Origin of the sequence: Phyllobacterium lublinensis (genome assembly GCF_020164435.1) — a bacterium.
Lineage (GTDB): Bacteria > Pseudomonadota > Alphaproteobacteria > Rhizobiales > Rhizobiaceae > Phyllobacterium > Phyllobacterium lublinensis.
Map to the genome: position 1 here is coordinate 167,958 of NZ_JAIUDQ010000001.1, position 15,673 is coordinate 183,630.

Annotated in this window: 17 protein-coding genes; 15 read left to right on the forward strand and 2 right to left on the reverse strand. The window is 57.8% G+C overall.

The window, feature by feature from the left end:
* The first annotated feature begins 2 nt into the window (after positions 1 to 2).
* The 3 genes from K9U38_RS00790 to K9U38_RS00800 all read left to right on the forward strand — a co-directional run bounded on the left by K9U38_RS00790 (position 3) and on the right by K9U38_RS00800 (position 3,584).
* Positions 3 to 959, forward strand: coding sequence for an AEC family transporter (locus K9U38_RS00790; RefSeq protein ID WP_224492433.1), 957 nt, complete (start codon positions 3 to 5; stop codon positions 957 to 959).
* Between the two features lie 141 nt (positions 960 to 1,100).
* Positions 1,101 to 2,558: an NAD-dependent succinate-semialdehyde dehydrogenase gene (locus tag K9U38_RS00795; RefSeq protein ID WP_224492434.1), complete on the forward strand. Its 1,458-nt coding sequence runs from the start codon at positions 1,101 to 1,103 to the stop codon at positions 2,556 to 2,558.
* Positions 2,559 to 3,584, forward strand: a complete 1,026-nt coding sequence (locus tag K9U38_RS00800; RefSeq protein WP_224492435.1) for an aldose epimerase family protein — start codon at positions 2,559 to 2,561, stop codon at positions 3,582 to 3,584.
* Between the two features lie 2 nt (positions 3,585 to 3,586).
* Here the strand turns inward: K9U38_RS00800 and K9U38_RS00805 are convergent, their stop codons facing one another.
* Positions 3,587 to 4,510, reverse strand: a complete 924-nt coding sequence (locus K9U38_RS00805) for a sugar kinase (protein WP_224492436.1) — start codon at positions 4,508 to 4,510, stop codon at positions 3,587 to 3,589.
* Between the two features lie 147 nt (positions 4,511 to 4,657).
* On the opposite strand from K9U38_RS00805, the gene K9U38_RS00810 reads away from it, so the two are divergent.
* Positions 4,658 to 5,269, forward strand: a complete 612-nt coding sequence (locus K9U38_RS00810) for a pyridoxamine 5'-phosphate oxidase family protein (RefSeq protein WP_224492437.1) — start codon at positions 4,658 to 4,660, stop codon at positions 5,267 to 5,269.
* 3 nt (positions 5,270 to 5,272) lie between these two features.
* On the opposite strand, the gene phnF is transcribed toward K9U38_RS00810, so the two are convergent.
* The gene (phnF, locus tag K9U38_RS00815) at positions 5,273 to 6,019 is read right to left on the reverse strand and encodes a phosphonate metabolism transcriptional regulator PhnF (protein ID WP_224492438.1); all 747 of its coding nucleotides are present in this window, start codon (positions 6,017 to 6,019) and stop codon (positions 5,273 to 5,275) included.
* Between the two features lie 102 nt (positions 6,020 to 6,121).
* On the opposite strand from phnF, the gene phnG reads away from it, so the two are divergent.
* The 11 genes from phnG (at position 6,122) to phnE (K9U38_RS00870) (ending at position 15,648) form a co-directional block, all read left to right on the forward strand.
* On the forward strand, positions 6,122 to 6,592 hold the full coding sequence (phnG, locus tag K9U38_RS00820) for a phosphonate C-P lyase system protein PhnG (RefSeq protein WP_370631810.1): 471 nt from the start codon (positions 6,122 to 6,124) through the stop codon (positions 6,590 to 6,592).
* The gene (phnH, locus tag K9U38_RS00825) at positions 6,592 to 7,203 is read left to right on the forward strand and encodes a phosphonate C-P lyase system protein PhnH (RefSeq protein WP_224492440.1); all 612 of its coding nucleotides are present in this window, start codon (positions 6,592 to 6,594) and stop codon (positions 7,201 to 7,203) included. The genes phnG and phnH overlap by 1 nt, the downstream gene beginning before the upstream one ends.
* 3 nt (positions 7,204 to 7,206) lie before the next feature.
* The gene (locus K9U38_RS00830) at positions 7,207 to 8,313 is read left to right on the forward strand and encodes a carbon-phosphorus lyase complex subunit (protein WP_224492441.1); all 1,107 of its coding nucleotides are present in this window, start codon (positions 7,207 to 7,209) and stop codon (positions 8,311 to 8,313) included.
* Positions 8,310 to 9,191, forward strand: coding sequence for an alpha-D-ribose 1-methylphosphonate 5-phosphate C-P-lyase PhnJ (locus K9U38_RS00835; RefSeq protein WP_224492442.1), 882 nt, complete (start codon positions 8,310 to 8,312; stop codon positions 9,189 to 9,191). Before K9U38_RS00830 ends, K9U38_RS00835 begins: the two co-directional genes overlap by 4 nt.
* Positions 9,188 to 9,964, forward strand: a complete 777-nt coding sequence (gene phnK, locus K9U38_RS00840; protein ID WP_224492443.1) for a phosphonate C-P lyase system protein PhnK — start codon at positions 9,188 to 9,190, stop codon at positions 9,962 to 9,964. The genes K9U38_RS00835 and phnK overlap by 4 nt, the downstream gene beginning before the upstream one ends.
* A 68-nt stretch (positions 9,965 to 10,032) precedes the next feature.
* On the forward strand, positions 10,033 to 10,743 hold the full coding sequence (gene phnL, locus K9U38_RS00845; protein WP_224492444.1) for a phosphonate C-P lyase system protein PhnL: 711 nt from the start codon (positions 10,033 to 10,035) through the stop codon (positions 10,741 to 10,743).
* The gene (locus K9U38_RS00850; RefSeq protein ID WP_224492445.1) at positions 10,740 to 11,354 is read left to right on the forward strand and encodes a DapH/DapD/GlmU-related protein; all 615 of its coding nucleotides are present in this window, start codon (positions 10,740 to 10,742) and stop codon (positions 11,352 to 11,354) included. The genes phnL and K9U38_RS00850 overlap by 4 nt, the downstream gene beginning before the upstream one ends.
* Positions 11,355 to 11,452: 98 nt before the next feature.
* A complete protein-coding gene (gene phnC, locus K9U38_RS00855; protein ID WP_224492446.1) occupies positions 11,453 to 12,286 on the forward strand; it encodes a phosphonate ABC transporter ATP-binding protein in 834 nt (277 codons plus the stop codon).
* A gap of 82 nt (positions 12,287 to 12,368) precedes the next feature.
* Complete coding sequence (gene phnD / locus K9U38_RS00860) at positions 12,369 to 13,280, forward strand: phosphonate ABC transporter substrate-binding protein (RefSeq protein WP_224492846.1); 912 nt, start codon at positions 12,369 to 12,371, stop codon at positions 13,278 to 13,280.
* Between the two features lie 68 nt (positions 13,281 to 13,348).
* On the forward strand, positions 13,349 to 14,317 hold the full coding sequence (phnE, locus tag K9U38_RS00865; RefSeq protein WP_224492447.1) for a phosphonate ABC transporter, permease protein PhnE: 969 nt from the start codon (positions 13,349 to 13,351) through the stop codon (positions 14,315 to 14,317).
* Positions 14,314 to 15,648: a phosphonate ABC transporter, permease protein PhnE gene (phnE, locus tag K9U38_RS00870; RefSeq protein ID WP_224492448.1), complete on the forward strand. Its 1,335-nt coding sequence runs from the start codon at positions 14,314 to 14,316 to the stop codon at positions 15,646 to 15,648. Before phnE (K9U38_RS00865) ends, phnE (K9U38_RS00870) begins: the two co-directional genes overlap by 4 nt.
* The last annotated feature ends 25 nt before the right edge of the window (positions 15,649 to 15,673 follow it).

Genomic DNA, 15,673 nt, shown 5'->3' on the forward strand with positions numbered 1-15,673 from the left:
CGATGGGTTTGATTCAGACAATCATTGTCGTCTTCGGGGTGATTGCCATCGCTTATGCTGCAGCGCATTTCAAGCTGCTGGATGAGCGTGTGGGTGATGGCCTTTCAGATTTCGTGTTCATGATCGCTGCACCGTTGCTGCTCTTCAGAACCATGGTGACAGCCGATTTTCACGGCGCGGCACCATGGCATTTATGGATAGCGTATTTCGCCGGGGTCGTCGTTGCCTGGGCAGCGTCGGACCTGGCAATCAAGATCATGTTCGGCCGTGATAATCGCGCCGGCGTTGTTGCCGGCGTTTCGGGAGCCTTTTCCAATCTGGTATTCCTCGGCATGCCGCTCATGTTGGGTGTGTTTGGCCAGGAAGGCTTTGCAATCCTGTCGCTGATAGTCGCGGTTCACATGCCGATCATGATGGCAGCGTCCATTACGCTGCACGAAATTGCCATGCGACGTGATGGAGTTTTCGAAGGCGAGGCGCATCTTGGCGTTGTTGTGCTTGGTTTCTTCAAAAGTCTCCTGCGCAACCCTTTTGTACTCGGCATCCTTGCCGGCTGGATATGGCGACTCACCGGACTGCAGATGCCGGTCATTGCCGACTCGCTTATCCAGACATTGGGAAGCGTTGCAGGTCCGGTAGCATTGTTTGCCATGGGCATGGGACTGAAGAAATTCGGCGTGACTGGGCACATCGCCGCGTCGCTCGTCATGTCGGCTATCAAGCTGTTTATCATGCCGGCAGTCGTATTGGCCGTTGCAATGTTGATCGGCCTGCCGCCTTTTACCGCCAAGATTGCCGTGGCTTCGGCGGCGCTTCCTGCCGGTGTGAACTCCTATCTCATTGCAACACGCTTCGGAACGGGGCAAGCGCTTGCTTCAAATTCCATGGTCATGGCTACCGCGTTGTCGGCGGTCACCATGGCGTTCTGGATATCAGTCGTCACGCATATCTTCGGTTGAGTGAAGCCTGTTGCAGCTTTTGCCAAAAAGGCGCAGGGTAGCTCATCGCCTTGACCAAGGCGCATTGCGATGCGCAATGCAGGGTTATCCTTCACGGAACTCACGATCAGCAATAACCCTTAGAACGCAGGGAGAAGTATGATGTTGCAGAAATCCAGCCAGTTCATGAAACAGGCAAACCTCATCAATGGAGAGTGGGTGGCTGCCGACTCGGGCAAGACGATCGACGTCATCAACCCTGCGACCGGTTTGAAGATCGGGACTGTCCCCAATGCTGGAAAGGCCGAAACGCAGCGGGCAATCGCGGCGGCGTCCGAAGCCTTCAAGACGTGGCGCAAGACATCTGTGCTCGACCGCGCCAAGCTCATGCGCAAGCTGCATGATGCCATCCTGGACAATCAGGATGCGCTGGCAGAACTCCTAACGCTTGAGCAGGGAAAGTCGCTGGCTGAATCCAGGGGCGAGGTTGGCATGTCGGCCGCCTATATTCTCTGGTATGCGGAGGAAGCACGCCGAACATATGGCGACGTTGTTCCTTCCCCTTGGGCCGACAGACGCATCCTGGTCACGAAAGAGCCAGTTGGTGTCATTGCCGCCATCACACCATGGAATTTTCCGTCGTCCATGCTGGCCCGCAAGATCGGACCGGCATTGGCGACCGGCTGTACCGTTGTCGTGAAGCCGGCGACGCAGACCCCGTACTCCGGCCTGGTCTGGGGAGCGCTTTGCGAGGAGGTCGGCATTCCCAAAGGTGTCGTCAACATCCTGACCGGTTCGGCCACCGAGATCGGTGGTGAAATCACCAGCAATCCCCTTGTGCGCAAGATCACCTTCACGGGATCGACGGAAATCGGCAAGATTCTGATCAAGCAGGCGGCCGATACAGTCAAGAAAGTATCGATGGAACTTGGCGGAAATGCACCGTTCATCGTGTTCGACGATGCCGATGTGGATCGCGCGGTGGAAGGCGCAGTAATTGCGAAGTTCCGCAATTCCGGTCAGACCTGCGTCTGCACCAATCGTTTCCTGGTCCAGTCGGGTGTTTATGACTCGTTCATCGAGAAGTTTGCCGCTGCAACCGAGAAGCTCAAGGTAGGCGACGGCCTTGAGGCAGGAACCCAGCAGGGTCCACTTATCGATGAAAAGGCGGTCGAGAAGGTCGAGGAGTTCATTGCCGATGCCAGACAGAAAGGCGGCAAGGTCATTACTGGCGGCAAACGCCATGAACTTGGCGGCAGTTTCTTCGAACCAACCGTAATTGCCGATGCCAAGCCCGATATGCTGTTTACCACGGACGAAATCTTCGGCCCTGTTGCTCCGGTCTACAAGTTCGAGACGGAACAGGAGGCGATTGATCTTGCCAACAACACCCAGTTCGGCCTTGCGAGCTACTTCTACACGCAGGATCTTGGGCGTATGTTCCGCGTGTCCGAAGGACTGAAATATGGCTTGGTCGGGGTGAACGAAGGCATGATCACGACTGTCGAGGCCCCGTTTGGCGGCACCAAGGAGTCGGGCCTGGGGAAAGAGGGCGGACACCAGGGCATCGAAGATTATCTCGATACAAAATATGTCTGCGTGGGCGGCTTGGGGCTGTAAATGAACACCGAGATTTTTGGCCATACAACGAATGGCGAAGCAGTCCATCGCATTACGATCTCAGGCGGCGGGCTGACGGCAAAAGTTCTGACATGGGGCGCAGTCATCCAGGATTTGCGCCTCAAGGGTCATGAAGCTCCCCTGGTCCTCGGATATCAGGATTTTGAAGATTATCCGGCCCATTCGCCCTATCTGGGAGCGACTGTCGGTCGCTCGATCAACCGCATTCGCAATGGTGAGTTGACCATCGACGGCGCAACTTACCAGCTGGAGAAGAATTTCCGCGGATTGCACAATATTCATGGCGGCAGTGAAGGCACAGGCCACCGAAACTGGGAAGTCGTGGCTGTCGGTGCGGATTACGTCACGCTTACGGTCCAGCTTGGCGACGGCGAAATGGGTTTTCCGGGCAATCTCACGATTACCTGCACTTACATGCTCGAACCAAAAGGAACCTTGGCTATCCGTATGGATGCGGTCACCGACAAGCCGACCATTTGCAACCTTGCCCACCACAGCTACTTCAATCTCGATGATGGCGGCGCGACCGAGGCGCTCGATCATCAGGTCAAGATCGGCGCGGATGCCTATCTTCCGGTTGACAGCGATCTCATCCCCGACGGCAGGGTCCTCCCGGTAGCCGGAACGACACACGATTTCCGCGAGTATCGCCCGATCCGGCTTGAGGAACATGGCGATCAGGTTGTCTATGACAACAACTTCTGCCTTTCGAGCCAGCGCCGGCCCTTGCGAACCGTGGCTTGGGCAAAAGGCGAGCGCTCAGGCGTCGAGATGACCGTATCGACCACCGAGCCCGGCTTGCAGTTCTATGCGGGAAATACGCTCGGCGGACGGCCGCCTGTCGGCCTGACCGGCAATACTTACGGCAATTATGCGGGATTTTGCTTCGAGGCTCAGGTTTGGCCCGATTCCACGCACTTTTCCTATTTCCCACAGGCGATACTGCGGCCCGAAGAAACCTACAGCCAGATGACCAAGTATGGTTTCAAGAGGGCGAAAGCCTAGGGTCAGCCCTGGGCTTTAAATACCTTGCGCGCTTCGTCCATGGGGGCAAGTGCGCCATGAAACTCCACGACGCGCGCCGCAACCCTATGGGCGTGGGCGGCCGCAGCCACCGGATCCAGATTGGCAAGACGCGCCGCGATGTAGCCGCCGTTGAAGCTATCGCCAGCGCCGGTCGTGTCCACGGCCTTGGCGTGCGAGGCGGGGACCGGCGTCCTTGTCCCGTCAGCCGAAACCAAGGCAGGTTCCGTACCATCCTTCACTACGATCTCTCGCACGCCATAACTTGCGATCCGGTCTGCCGTTTTCGCCGGCGTTGCGTCGCCGAACAGTGCGTTTTCGTCAGGGAACGTTGGAAGGGCAATATCCGCGACATGGAAAGCGTTGCTCAGGACCTGTTTTGCCGTTTCCGCGTTCTCCCAGAGGCGGGGACGATAATTCGCGTCAAAGACAACGAGTGATCCATGCCGGCGTGCGTTGCTGACGGCATTCAGTACATTCTGACGGCCCTTGGGGCTCAAGATTCCCATGGTAATGCCGGAGAAATAAATCATCTGGCGGCCGTCGAGACTCCTGGCCAAAGCGTCCGGATCGTCCGCGAGGTGGCGTGCGGCCGAATCGTTGCGCCAATAGGTGAAGGAGCGCTCAACCCCAGTGAGTGTGATGGCGTAGAGGCCCGGGCGCGCACCCACGATGGTTGGACTGTGAGCGGTGCTGATGCCGTTCTCGCGCAAGAATGTCTTTTGCTTGACCGAGAACGGGTCATCGCCAAAGGCCGTCACATAATCCACGGCGTAATCAGGATCGGCGAGGGCACGGACATACCAGGTGGTATTCAGTGTATCGCCCGCGAATCCCATGCGCCACTGGTCGCCGTTGGCACCCGAAAGTTCAATCATGCACTCGCCAATGGCTGCAAACCCGCTCATGAATACACTCCACGTCTCATTCGACGCGACTGATATACGAGTGTTTCGCCGCTGTCATTTCTTAAAAGTAGTGCGCTTAGGACCGGGCTGTCATATTCGATTGGGCGTGGCATGCTAGTCGACGCAGGCATTTTGCAGGAGAACCGAATGGCGCGGATAACGACGATCGATCAGCTGGAAGCAATTTACAGCGGGATTACCGAAGCATCGACCGCAAAGGTGACCGACCGAATCACACCGGAATACCGGCAATTGATAGAGGGATCGCCATTTGTGGCCCTTGCTACGAGTGGTCCGGAAGGGCTGGATTGCTCGCCGCGCGGGGATATTGCAGGCTTTGTTCGGGTTCATGACGATCGGACATTAATGATGCCGGACCGCCGCGGCAACAACCGTGTCGATTCATTGCGCAATATTGTCCGCGACCCCCGCGTGGCCATGCTTTTCTTTATTCCGGGCCTCACCACGACATTCAGGGTGAACGGCAGGGCATACCTCGATACCGACCAGGCATTGCTGGACAGCTTCATGGTCGACGACAAGGCGCCTCGTGCAGTCATGGTGGTCAACGTTGAGGAAGCCTATTTTCAGTGTGCCCGCGCGCTGATCCGCTCGGAATTGTGGAATCCGGTGAAGCATCGATCGCCGAAGGACTTCCCGACGCCTGGCCAAATTCTCGCTGCACTCAGTGAGGACCGGGTCGGCGGCGAAGACTATGATCGTGAATGGCCCGAGCGGGCTGCAAAGACCATGTGGTAGCTCTCAGCCCAGGGTGTTGTTGTCGATGGCGATTTCCATGCGGTCGGCAGCAAAACGGGTCTTGCCATATTCGACGGGACGCCCGTCCATGTCGACATTGATTGCAGTGGCGACAAGGACGATGGCGCCGGGCGACAGACGCAGATGCCGCAGATCCTCTGCGTCGGCATGGCGGGCGGCTATCACCGTCGATTTGCGCAAGTAGTCGTCTATTCCCGCGGATTTGAGTGCAACAGTTATCGAGCCAGAAGCGCGATAGTCTTCAACGATATTCGGCACGCGTTCCGCTTCGAACCAGGCCGTCGCGCATGATACCGGATTACCGTCTGCGGTGTGCATGGTGTCTATCCTGATGACCTGGCCGGATCGCATTGCCAATGCCTCGGCGATTTCCGGCGTTGGATCCTCAAGCCGATGCGCGAGCAGGATGCCTTTGGTCTCGCGGACCTGGGCTGCAAGGATCTGCGAAAAGCGCGTGCGCTCGCCGATGCGATAGGTAAGCTTCTTGCTGTTGGCAACGAAAGTCCCGCGCCCCTGTTCGGTCCGCAGCACGCCTTCCTTGGTGAGTGCTGCAATAGCACTGCGGATCGTATGGCGATTGACTGCAAAGCGGGTCGCCAGTTCAACCTCCGGCGGCAGGCGAGAGCCACTTGCCATCTTGCCTGCCGAGATATCGCCGCGGATCTGATCTGCAATCTGACGCCAGACAGCGACGCCGCTATTGCGAGTGATGAATCTGGCTGAAACCACGTTTTGTCATGCTCCTGTCATTTACCGATCCTATACAACAGTATATTGTCTAGTTGTATAGACGAATAGACAAATTGGAGCGAGGTGTCAATGAGCGATGAAATTCTCGAAGCTTCCCGAAAGGATGATGGCTCCGACGGCGGGCGCAAGGCCGCCATGGCGTTGCTTGCCCAGGCGACCTCGCAAGAATTGCAGGCATTCTGGTCGCAGTGGAACGAAAAGCCTGAAGTCGAGACATTGCGCGGACCCGAAACAGGTCTCGTGATGGTCCGGGGACGGATCGGCGGCGGCGGCGAGCCCTTCAATTTTGGAGAAGCGACAGTCACCCGCGCTACGGTCAGGCTCGGCAATGGCGCGGTTGGCCATGCCTATGCGCTTGGACGCCAGGGTGAAAAGGTCCGGCTGGCGGCGGTTTTTGATGCCCTCTGGCAAGGAGAGACCGAACGTCGGGCTGTCGAGGACAAGGTGCTTGCGCCAATCGCGCGGCGCTTGAGCGACGATCTCGAAAGCAAGCGCTCCGAAACAGCTGCGACCAAGGTCGATTTCTTCACAATGGTACGGGGTGACGATTGATGCGTGCGGCGACACAGGTTTTCGAAGGCGGGTTCAGCGATGCCGTTCTGAATTCGCAAGAAGTATTCCGGGCTCTCATGGACGCCATGGCGAATCCCGGACGGATCATGCTGGTCCGCGATCTCGTCAATGCGCCGGCGCCGTTGACGCCGGTGATGGCTGCAATCGCCGCCACCCTGTTCGATCACGACTCGACAGTGTGGTGTGACAGGGCAATTGCCGGTTCCACGGCTGCAATGGGCTGGCTCAAGTTTCAAACCGGCCTCAAGTTGACATCGGATCCATCGGGCGCGCAGTTTGCCCTTGTTCATGACATCGACGTCATGCCCTCGCTCGAGGCTTTCGCAAAAGGTTCGTCGGAATACCCTGATCGCTCTACGACAATCATTCTGCAGATCGCAGGGTTTTCTGGAGTGGAAGCCCTGACGCTGGAGGGACCTGGCATAGAGAACGCGACATCGTTCACGCCCAGCAATCTGCCGAAGCTCTTCATCGACCAATGGACTGCCAACCGCGCCACATTTCCGCGCGGCGTCGATCTGGTTTTTGCCGGAAGGGGCGCTCTCGCGGCCTTGCCGCGCACGACGCGTGTTTCCAGAGGGGAGGTCTGAACCATGTATGTTGCAGTCAAAGGCGGTGAAGCCGCTATTCGCAATGCGCACACGCTTCTGGCCGATCGACGCCGTGGAGACCGTTCGGTACCGGCCATCCGGTTGGATCAGATCGTTGAGCAGTTGGCACTGGCCGTGGACCGGGTCATGGCCGAGGGCTCCCTTTATGATACGGAACTTGCAGCCCTTGCAGTGAAGCAGGCGCGTGGAGACATGATCGAGGCCATTTTCCTGGTTCGGGCCTACCGAACCACGCTGCCGCGCTTCGGCTATACCAGGCCAGTCGACACGGGGCGCATGGCCATCGAGCGGCGAATTTCGGCCACATTCAAAGACCTGCCGGGTGGACAACTGCTTGGGCCGACATTCGACTATACGCACCGCTTGCTCGATCCCGCACTTGCTGAAGAAACGCCGGTCGAAACGCCCGCTCGCCGTGTCGAGGCACCTGAACAGACACCACGTGTCACGGACATTCTGGGGCAGGACGGCATGATCGAGGCCGATGGTGAATTGCCGGAAGGTTCGGAAACGGGAGACCTCACCCGGGAACCGTTGTCATTTCCGCTGGAGCGTGACTTGCGGCTGCAAGCGCTGTCGCGGGGTGATGAGGGGTTCCTGCTCGGCCTGGCCTATTCGACACAGCGTGGCTATGCGCGCAGCCATCCGTTCGCTGGTGAAATCCGCATCGGGGAAGTCGAAGTGGAATTGGAGGTTGCCGAACTCGATTTCCCGCTGACACTCGGTCGCATCCGCGTCACCGAGTGCCAGATGGTCAACCAGTTCAAGGGGTCATCCAGGCAACCGCCACAATTCACGCGGGGGTACGGCCTGGTCTTCGGTCAGAGCGAACGAAAGTCGATGTCGATGGCTTTGTGCGACAGGGCGTTGCGGGCGCGGGAACTTGGCGAAGACATCACTGCTCCTGCCCAGGACGAGGAATTCGTCATCTCCCACAGCGACAATGTGCAGTCGACCGGTTTCGTCGAACACCTGAAGTTGCCGCATTACGTCGACTTCCAGGCAGAACTTGATTTGGTCAGGCGCATGCGCGCCGAGCACGAGCGCCGCGATGGCGAAACCAGCGATACTCAAGAGGCTGCAGAATGACCGAGCTTGCGACTTACAATTTCGCTTATCTGGACGAGCAGACCAAGCGGATGATCCGCCGAGCGATACTCAAGGCAATCGCCATACCGGGATATCAGGTACCGTTCGCTTCCCGCGAAATGCCGATGCCCTATGGCTGGGGAACTGGCGGAGTACAAGTGACGGCTGCGGTAATCGGGCCGGACGATACGCTCAAGGTGATCGATCAGGGCGCTGATGATACGACCAATGCCGTTTCCATCCGCGCCTTCTTCCAGAAGACTGCAAACGTAGCCGTGACCACCCGCACCGCTGCGGCAACAATCATCCAGACCCGTCATCGCATCCCAGAGGCTGCCTTGCAGACGGGACAGACGCTTGTCTACCAGGTACCGATCCCCGAGCCATTGCGGTTTCTTGAGCCTCGCGAAACGGAAACGCGAAAGATGCATGCGCTCGAAGAGTATGGCTTGATGCATGTCAAGCTCTACGAAGACATAGCGCGTCACGGCCACATCGCGACCACCTATGCGTACCCGGTGAAGGTGGAAGGTCGCTACGTGATGGATCCGTCGCCGACACCGAAATTCGACAATCCGAAAATGCATAATTCGCCGGCACTGCAGTTGTTCGGGGCGGGCCGGGAAAAGCGCATCTATGCCATACCACCCTATACCGAAGTCGTGAGCCTCGACTTCGAGGACCATCCCTTCGAGATACAGACATTTTCCCAGCCCTGCGCGTTGTGCGGCGCCAAGGGCAGCTATCTCGACGAGGTCATCCTCGATGACAAGGGCGGCAGCATGTTTGTCTGCTCGGATACCGATTTTTGTGAAGACCGGCAGGCAAAAGGCCATCGCGGCCACCTTTCGGCCAACCCGGCGGAGGCTGCAGAATGAGCGATCTACCACTCTTGAAAGTCAGTGCGCTGTCGAAATTCTATGGCAGCCGGATCGGATGCCAGAATGTGACGTTCGAACTCTGGCCGGGCGAAGTCCTGGCGATCGTGGGGGAGTCCGGCTCTGGCAAGACAACCCTGCTCAATTGCTTGGCGACGCGGCTTGCGCCATCCGCGGGCTGTGTGGAGTACCGCATGCGCGACGGCCAGTTCCGCGATCTCTATCGTCTGAGTGAGGCTGAACGGCGTTTCCTGATGCGTACAGACTGGGGCTTCGTGCACCAGAACCCCGCCGATGGCCTTCGCATGACGGTTTCGGCGGGTGCCAATGTGGGCGAGCGGCTAATGGCCGTCGGCGACCGGCATTATGGCAAGATCCGGGCGACTGCCACCGATTGGCTGGGACGCGTCGAAATTGCCGAAGACCGGATCGACGACCAACCACGTGCTTTTTCCGGTGGCATGCGTCAACGGTTGCAAATTGCACGCAATCTGGTGACCAATCCGCGTCTTGTCTTCATGGATGAACCGACCGGTGGGCTCGATGTTTCCGTGCAGGCGCGGTTGCTCGATCTCCTGCGTGGCCTTGTCAGCGACCTTGGTCTCGCCGCGATCGTGGTGACGCACGACCTTGCTGTGGCGCGTCTGCTTTCGCACCGGATGATGGTCATGAAGGACGGCCACATCGTCGAGACCGGTCTGACTGATCGGGTGCTTGATGATCCGCAGGCGCCGTACACGCAGCTTCTCGTCTCTTCCATCCTGCAGGTCTGAAAATGCAATTCCTGGAAAAGTGCAGCGGTTTTCCGTCCGGAATTGCGATAAAACAAAGGTTATAAACCATGCCGACACCTCTCGTCGTATCCGACGTCGCCAAGAGTTTTACCATGCACCTGCGCGACGGAATTCGCTTGCCCGTGGTCGCCAATGTGTCCTTTTCGATCAAGGCGGGCGAATGCGCCGTCCTTGGGGGTCCGTCTGGCGCCGGCAAAAGCTCGATCCTGAAGATGGTCTATGGCAACTATGCCGTGGATGGAGGGCAGATCATCATTCCCTATCGTGATCGCCTTGTTGATGTGGCCACCGCTGATCCGCGAACAATGCTCGGCATACGCCGTGACATGATCGGTTATGTCAGCCAGTTCCTCCGCACCGTGCCACGCGTGTCTGCCCTTGATGTGGTCGCCGAACCGCTCGTTGCGCGCGGCACGGATCGCAACGACGCGCGCGACAAGGCAGCATCCCTGTTGGGAGGATTGAACCTGCCGGAACGTTTGTGGTCGTTGCCGCCCGCAACCTTTTCAGGGGGCGAGCAGCAGCGGGTGAATATCGCCCGCGGCTTCATCACCGATCATCCGATCTTGCTGCTTGATGAGCCAACGGCCTCGCTCGATGCCAGAAACCGCGAAGTTGTCGTCTCTATGATCCGGCAGAAGAAGGCGGCCGGCGTTGCCATGCTCGGCATTTTTCATGACGAAGATGTCCGGGAAGCCGTTGCTGACCGCATTATTGACGTCACGGCGTTTTCGGTGTCCGGGGAGGCAGCAGCATGACCCGGCTTTCGGAGACACCACTGGTTCACGAGACCGCCTCGGTGCATGACTGCGAACTCGGGCGCTATACGGAAATATCCGAACGTTGCCGCATCAGCGAGGCGACTCTCGGCGATTACTCCTACATCATGCAGGATGGCTCCGTCTGGTGCGCCCGGATCGGCAAGTTCGCCAATATCGCCTCAAATGTCCGCATCAATGCACCCAACCATCCCACATGGCGTCCGACCCTGCACCATTTCACCTATCGGTCCGGAGACTATTGGGACGGTGCCGGCATCGATGAAGATTTCTTTGAATGGCGCCGCACAAACCTCGTCACCATTGGTCACGACGTATGGATCGGCCACGGAGCAACTGTCCTGCCAGGCGTGAATGTGGGTGATGGCGCAGTCATCGGGGCAGGGGCGGTCGTGTCCAAGGATGTCCCTGCCTACACGATTGTCGGTGGTGTCCCGGCCCGCACGATCCGTGATCGCTTTGATCGGAGAACCGCCGAGCGCCTGCAAGCCTTGGCCTGGTGGGATTGGGATCACGCAAGATTGCGCGATGCTCTCGGAGATTTCCGCAAGCTGGATATCGAGGCCTTCCTCGAGAAACATGCGGGTTGAGCCATCCGTTACACGCTTGTCACGCAACTGAAATGAAACTGCCATCGCACCTTCACACAGGTGTCCTAGGACTGAGCGGCGCCAACAGGGATTGTCTGATGCTGAAGATTGAAAATGTGACACGGCGGTTTGGCAAGTTCACTGCCATCGACGACGTCAGTTTGGAGATCCCGCAAGGCCAGATGGTCGGCGTTATCGGGCGGTCCGGCGCAGGCAAATCCACACTTTTGCGCATGATCAACCGGCTGGTCGATCCGTCAGAAGGATCCATCCTTTTCGAGGGCACGAATGTGGCCCAATTGAAGGGCGCAGCACTGCGCAACTGGCAACGCGACTGCGCGATGATCTTCCAGCAGTTCAATCTTGTGCCGCGCCTCGACGTGTTGACCAATGTCCTTCTAGGCAGGCTCAATCATCGATCCACGTTCAAGAGTTTGCTTGGGATGTTTTCGCGCGAGGAACGTGCGATGGCCATCGCCGCCCTCGAGCGGCTCGACATCGTCAAGACGGCGTTGCAGCGGGCCGGAACCCTGTCGGGCGGGCAGCAGCAACGTGTCGCCATTGCCCGTGCCCTGATGCAGAATCCAAGGATCATTCTCGCCGATGAACCTATCGCATCGCTCGATCCGCGCAATGCACAGGTTGTAATGGAATCGCTGCGTGACATCAACGAGAGGGAAGGCCTGACGGTCATTACCAATCTGCATACGCTTGATACGGCAAGACATTTTTGCTCGCGCATTATCGGCATGCAAGGTGGCAAGGTCGTTTTCGACGGCACGCCCGATGATCTGACCGAGCTTGCCGCGCGTCGGATTTACGGTGCCGACGGTATCAAGGATGCATTTTCAGAAGCCATCACATCGACGAGCATCGGCCGTGGCGCCCCAAAGCCAATTCCCGAGCTTGAGGCCATTCTGGCCGCGCGTTAGCTGCGAGGATCGGCTCGCCCACGTACGGGCCTACATGAACAAAAAACAAACCCATCTGGACGTTTGACAGGAGAGAACTATGTTGCTCAAGAAAGCCCTTCTCGGCGCCATCGCAATTGGCGCCATGCTGGCCGGTTCGATGGCCCGCGCGGAAAATCTCGAAACATTCCGCGTTGGCATCATCGGCGGCGAAAATGAAGCCGACCGCCTGCGCAATTACCAGTGCGTGGTCGACCAGCTTCCGAAAGTTCTCGGCGTAAAGGACGTCAAGCTTTTCCCGGCTACCGACTATGACGGCGTCATCCAGGGTCTTCTCGGCGGCACGCTCGACTATGCTGAGCTCGGCGCATCCGGTTTCGCAAAGATCTACCTCACCAATCCCAAGGCGGTAGAACCGATCCTCACCACAATTCAGACCGATGGCGCGACCGGCTATTATTCCATCATGGTCGCCCGCAAGGACAGCGGCATCAAGACCCTCGCCGACATGAAGGGCAAGAAGCTCGGATTTGCCGATCCGGATTCAACCTCGGGCTATCTCATTCCGGTGACATCGCTGCCGAAGGACATCAAGACTTCGGTCAAGGATTATTTCAGTGAAACCGGGTTCGGCGGCGGTCACGAGAACCTCGTACTGGCCGTCAAGGACGGCAAGTTCGATGCCGGCACCACATTCGGCTCGGGCGTTGGTACATTCGATGAAGGCTATACATCGGGCAATCTGCGCAAGATGGTCGACAAGGGCCTGATCGACATGAAGGACTTTGTAGAACTGTGGAAGTCGCCGCTCATTCCGAACGGCCCCATTGTTGTCCGCACCTCCCTCGACAGCGATCTCAAGGCCAAGTTCAAAGACTATATGATAAACCTGCCGAAGACCGATCCCGCCTGCTTCGCCTCGACGATGGGCGGTGATTTCAAAGGTTATACGGAAGTGAACACCGAATTCTATCAGCCCATCATCGATGCCCGCAAGGCACAGATCGGCGGATAATTTCCGAAGCCTGAGCACGGCCGGCCTCTGGGGGCTGGCCGTGATTTATTGCCCGGAAGGACAATTTGATGAGCCGCGCCATTTCCACCAATCTTTCACCGGATGGCATCCAGATCGAACGGCACTGGCAGGAACTTGCCGGGCGTCGTCGTGCCTATTCCTGGCTGATTTCGATCTGCCTCCTTGTCGCAGTGGCCGGCTCGCTCTGGTTTGCCAATGAATCGAATGCAGGCAAGTTCTTCGATCGCTTGCCGCATTTCTTTGATTTCGCTGGCGATCTCATTCCGCGGGACGGCCGGGAGGTCTGGCGCGCCCTGTTCGACCTGCCGTCACCCTATTTCGATGGAAGTCTGAAATATGATTATCCGGAGGGCCGCGTTTATCTGTTCGCAGGCCTCTACTTTCCGGAATATTTCTACAAGATGCTGGAAACGCTGAACATTGCGATCCTCTCCACGTTGATTGGATTCATCTTCGGTTTCCTTCTCTGCTTTCTCGCCGCCAGGAATCTGGTGAAGAACAGGCTGGTCCGGTGGGTGGTTCGCCGCTACATGGAAATTCTGCGTGCGTTCCCTGAAATCGTCATCGCCGGCTTCTTTGCGGCAATATTGTCGCTTGGACCGATCCCTGCAATGTTCGCCGTGGCCATCCATACGATCGGCGCGCTTGGAAAACTGTTTTTCGAAGTGGTGGAAAATGCCGACATGAGGGCCGATGAGGGGCTTCGGGCTGTTGGGGCCAATTGGTTCGAGCGGGTCGGCTTCGGCATTGTTCCTCAGGTCATGCCAAACTTCATGTCATACGCCTTGCTTCGCCTGGAGATCAATGTTCGCGCCTCGACGATCATCGGTGCTGTCGGAGGCGGCGGTATCGGTGAAGAGTTGCGCTTGTCGATCGGTCGTGGTCACCAGGCAAAGACCCTTGCGATCGTGCTGTTGCTACTGGTTACGGTCATAGCGGTTGATCAGTTTTCTGCGTGGTTGCGTCGCCGCCTGGTCGGCAATCAGGCATTCGCCTTCGGTGGGAAACAATCATGAACACCATTTCTGCCGCGGCCATTGGGGATTTCGAATCCCGATATCCAATGGTCTTCAACCCGCCCGCCTGGAAGCGCCTCATGCCGCTGATGATCGGTGGAGGTGTGGTCCTCTACATTCTCTATTGCTGGTGGTTCTTCTCCATTGGCACCGTTCTTGCGGGCGGCCAATGGCAGCGCGCTGAACTCTATGCTCGCGACTGGGTATCCTACGCAATCAGGACAACCATCCGCATGACACCGGCAGGGACGACCGTATCCTATCCGAGGTTTTCGGAGCTTGGAGATAATCCGAATCCGGACTGGGTAATCCGTAACGGCAATGATGTGACAGTGTTGTTTGGAAGCGCGAAATCGCTTGATATCAATGGCGAGCGTGTGATTGCGACCCGCAATGGCGAGAGCCTGACCATCATGATCGAGGATGACGGCGTGAAGCCTCAGGGGGCGCTGCCCAAATGGGCGATGCTGAAAGAGGACCAGGTGACGGTCGACTTCGGTTTTGCCGGACAGGCGGATATCATACCCGAGCGCGTCGTGGTGAGCCGTCGCTTTCTCGGATGGGCGAATTTCGTCTTCGATACCAGTTCGCCGTTCTGGAACAAATCCTTCAGCGAAGTGGCTTCGCTGATCGTCAGCGGTGAGCGTATCAAGCCGGAAATGTCCAATGCAGCTCTGGCATTCAATAATATCTGGTACAATTCATCGTGGCAGCACGGCGATGTCTGGACGAAGTTGATGCAGACCATCGTCATGGCTTTCATGGGAACCTTGCTGGCATCAGCGGTTGCGTTTCCCCTGGCCTTTGTCGCTGCCCGCAACATCATGCCGAATGTCTTTGCCAATCAGATCACCAAGCGTTTCTTCGATTTTCTGCGATCAGTCGACATGCTCATCTGGGCGCTGTTTTTCACCCGCGCGTTCGGGCCGGGACCGCTTGCCGGTATTGCGGCGATCTTCTTCACCGATACGGGCACGCTCGGAAAGGTCTATTCCGAAACCCTTGAAAACATTGATGACAGGCAGCGCGAGGGTGTCAAGTCTGTAGGAGCCTCGCCCATGAACGTCCAGCGTTACGGCGTCGTGCCGCAGGTTCTGCCGGTCTTTGCAAGCCAGGCGCTCTATTTCTGGGAATCAAACACGCGGTCGGCGACCATCATCGGCGCTGTCGGGGCGGGCGGCATCGGTCTGAAGCTGTGGGAAGCCATGCGCACTAATACCAACTGGCACAATGTTGCCTACATGGTCGTGCTCATACTGGCCGTGATCTTCGTTTTCGACACCATATCCAACGCACTCCGCTCGCGCTTGATGGGAAAGCAACAGCATTGATCCACGATCGGCTCAAAGGCTTGTC

What these genes read in the sequence shown, in the direction of transcription:
- K9U38_RS00850 (WP_224492445.1), top strand. Translation starts at nt 10,740, where the DNA reads ATGACCCGGCTTTCGGAGACACCACTGGTTCACGAGACCGCCTCGGTG.
- phnL (WP_224492444.1), top strand. Translation starts at nt 10,033, where the DNA reads ATGCCGACACCTCTCGTCGTATCCGACGTCGCCAAGAGTTTTACCATG.
- phnK (WP_224492443.1), top strand. Translation starts at nt 9,188, where the DNA reads ATGAGCGATCTACCACTCTTGAAAGTCAGTGCGCTGTCGAAATTCTAT.
- K9U38_RS00800 (WP_224492435.1), top strand. Translation starts at nt 2,559, where the DNA reads ATGAACACCGAGATTTTTGGCCATACAACGAATGGCGAAGCAGTCCAT.
- phnC (WP_224492446.1), top strand. Translation starts at nt 11,453, where the DNA reads ATGCTGAAGATTGAAAATGTGACACGGCGGTTTGGCAAGTTCACTGCC.
- K9U38_RS00805 (WP_224492436.1), bottom strand. Translation starts at nt 4,510, where the DNA reads ATGAGCGGGTTTGCAGCCATTGGCGAGTGCATGATTGAACTTTCGGGT.
- K9U38_RS00810 (WP_224492437.1), top strand. Translation starts at nt 4,658, where the DNA reads ATGGCGCGGATAACGACGATCGATCAGCTGGAAGCAATTTACAGCGGG.
- K9U38_RS00835 (WP_224492442.1), top strand. Translation starts at nt 8,310, where the DNA reads ATGACCGAGCTTGCGACTTACAATTTCGCTTATCTGGACGAGCAGACC.
- phnE (WP_224492448.1), top strand. Translation starts at nt 14,314, where the DNA reads ATGAACACCATTTCTGCCGCGGCCATTGGGGATTTCGAATCCCGATAT.
- phnH (WP_224492440.1), top strand. Translation starts at nt 6,592, where the DNA reads ATGCGTGCGGCGACACAGGTTTTCGAAGGCGGGTTCAGCGATGCCGTT.
- phnE (WP_224492447.1), top strand. Translation starts at nt 13,349, where the DNA reads ATGAGCCGCGCCATTTCCACCAATCTTTCACCGGATGGCATCCAGATC.
- K9U38_RS00830 (WP_224492441.1), top strand. Translation starts at nt 7,207, where the DNA reads ATGTATGTTGCAGTCAAAGGCGGTGAAGCCGCTATTCGCAATGCGCAC.
- K9U38_RS00795 (WP_224492434.1), top strand. Translation starts at nt 1,101, where the DNA reads ATGTTGCAGAAATCCAGCCAGTTCATGAAACAGGCAAACCTCATCAAT.
- K9U38_RS00790 (WP_224492433.1), top strand. Translation starts at nt 3, where the DNA reads ATGGGTTTGATTCAGACAATCATTGTCGTCTTCGGGGTGATTGCCATC.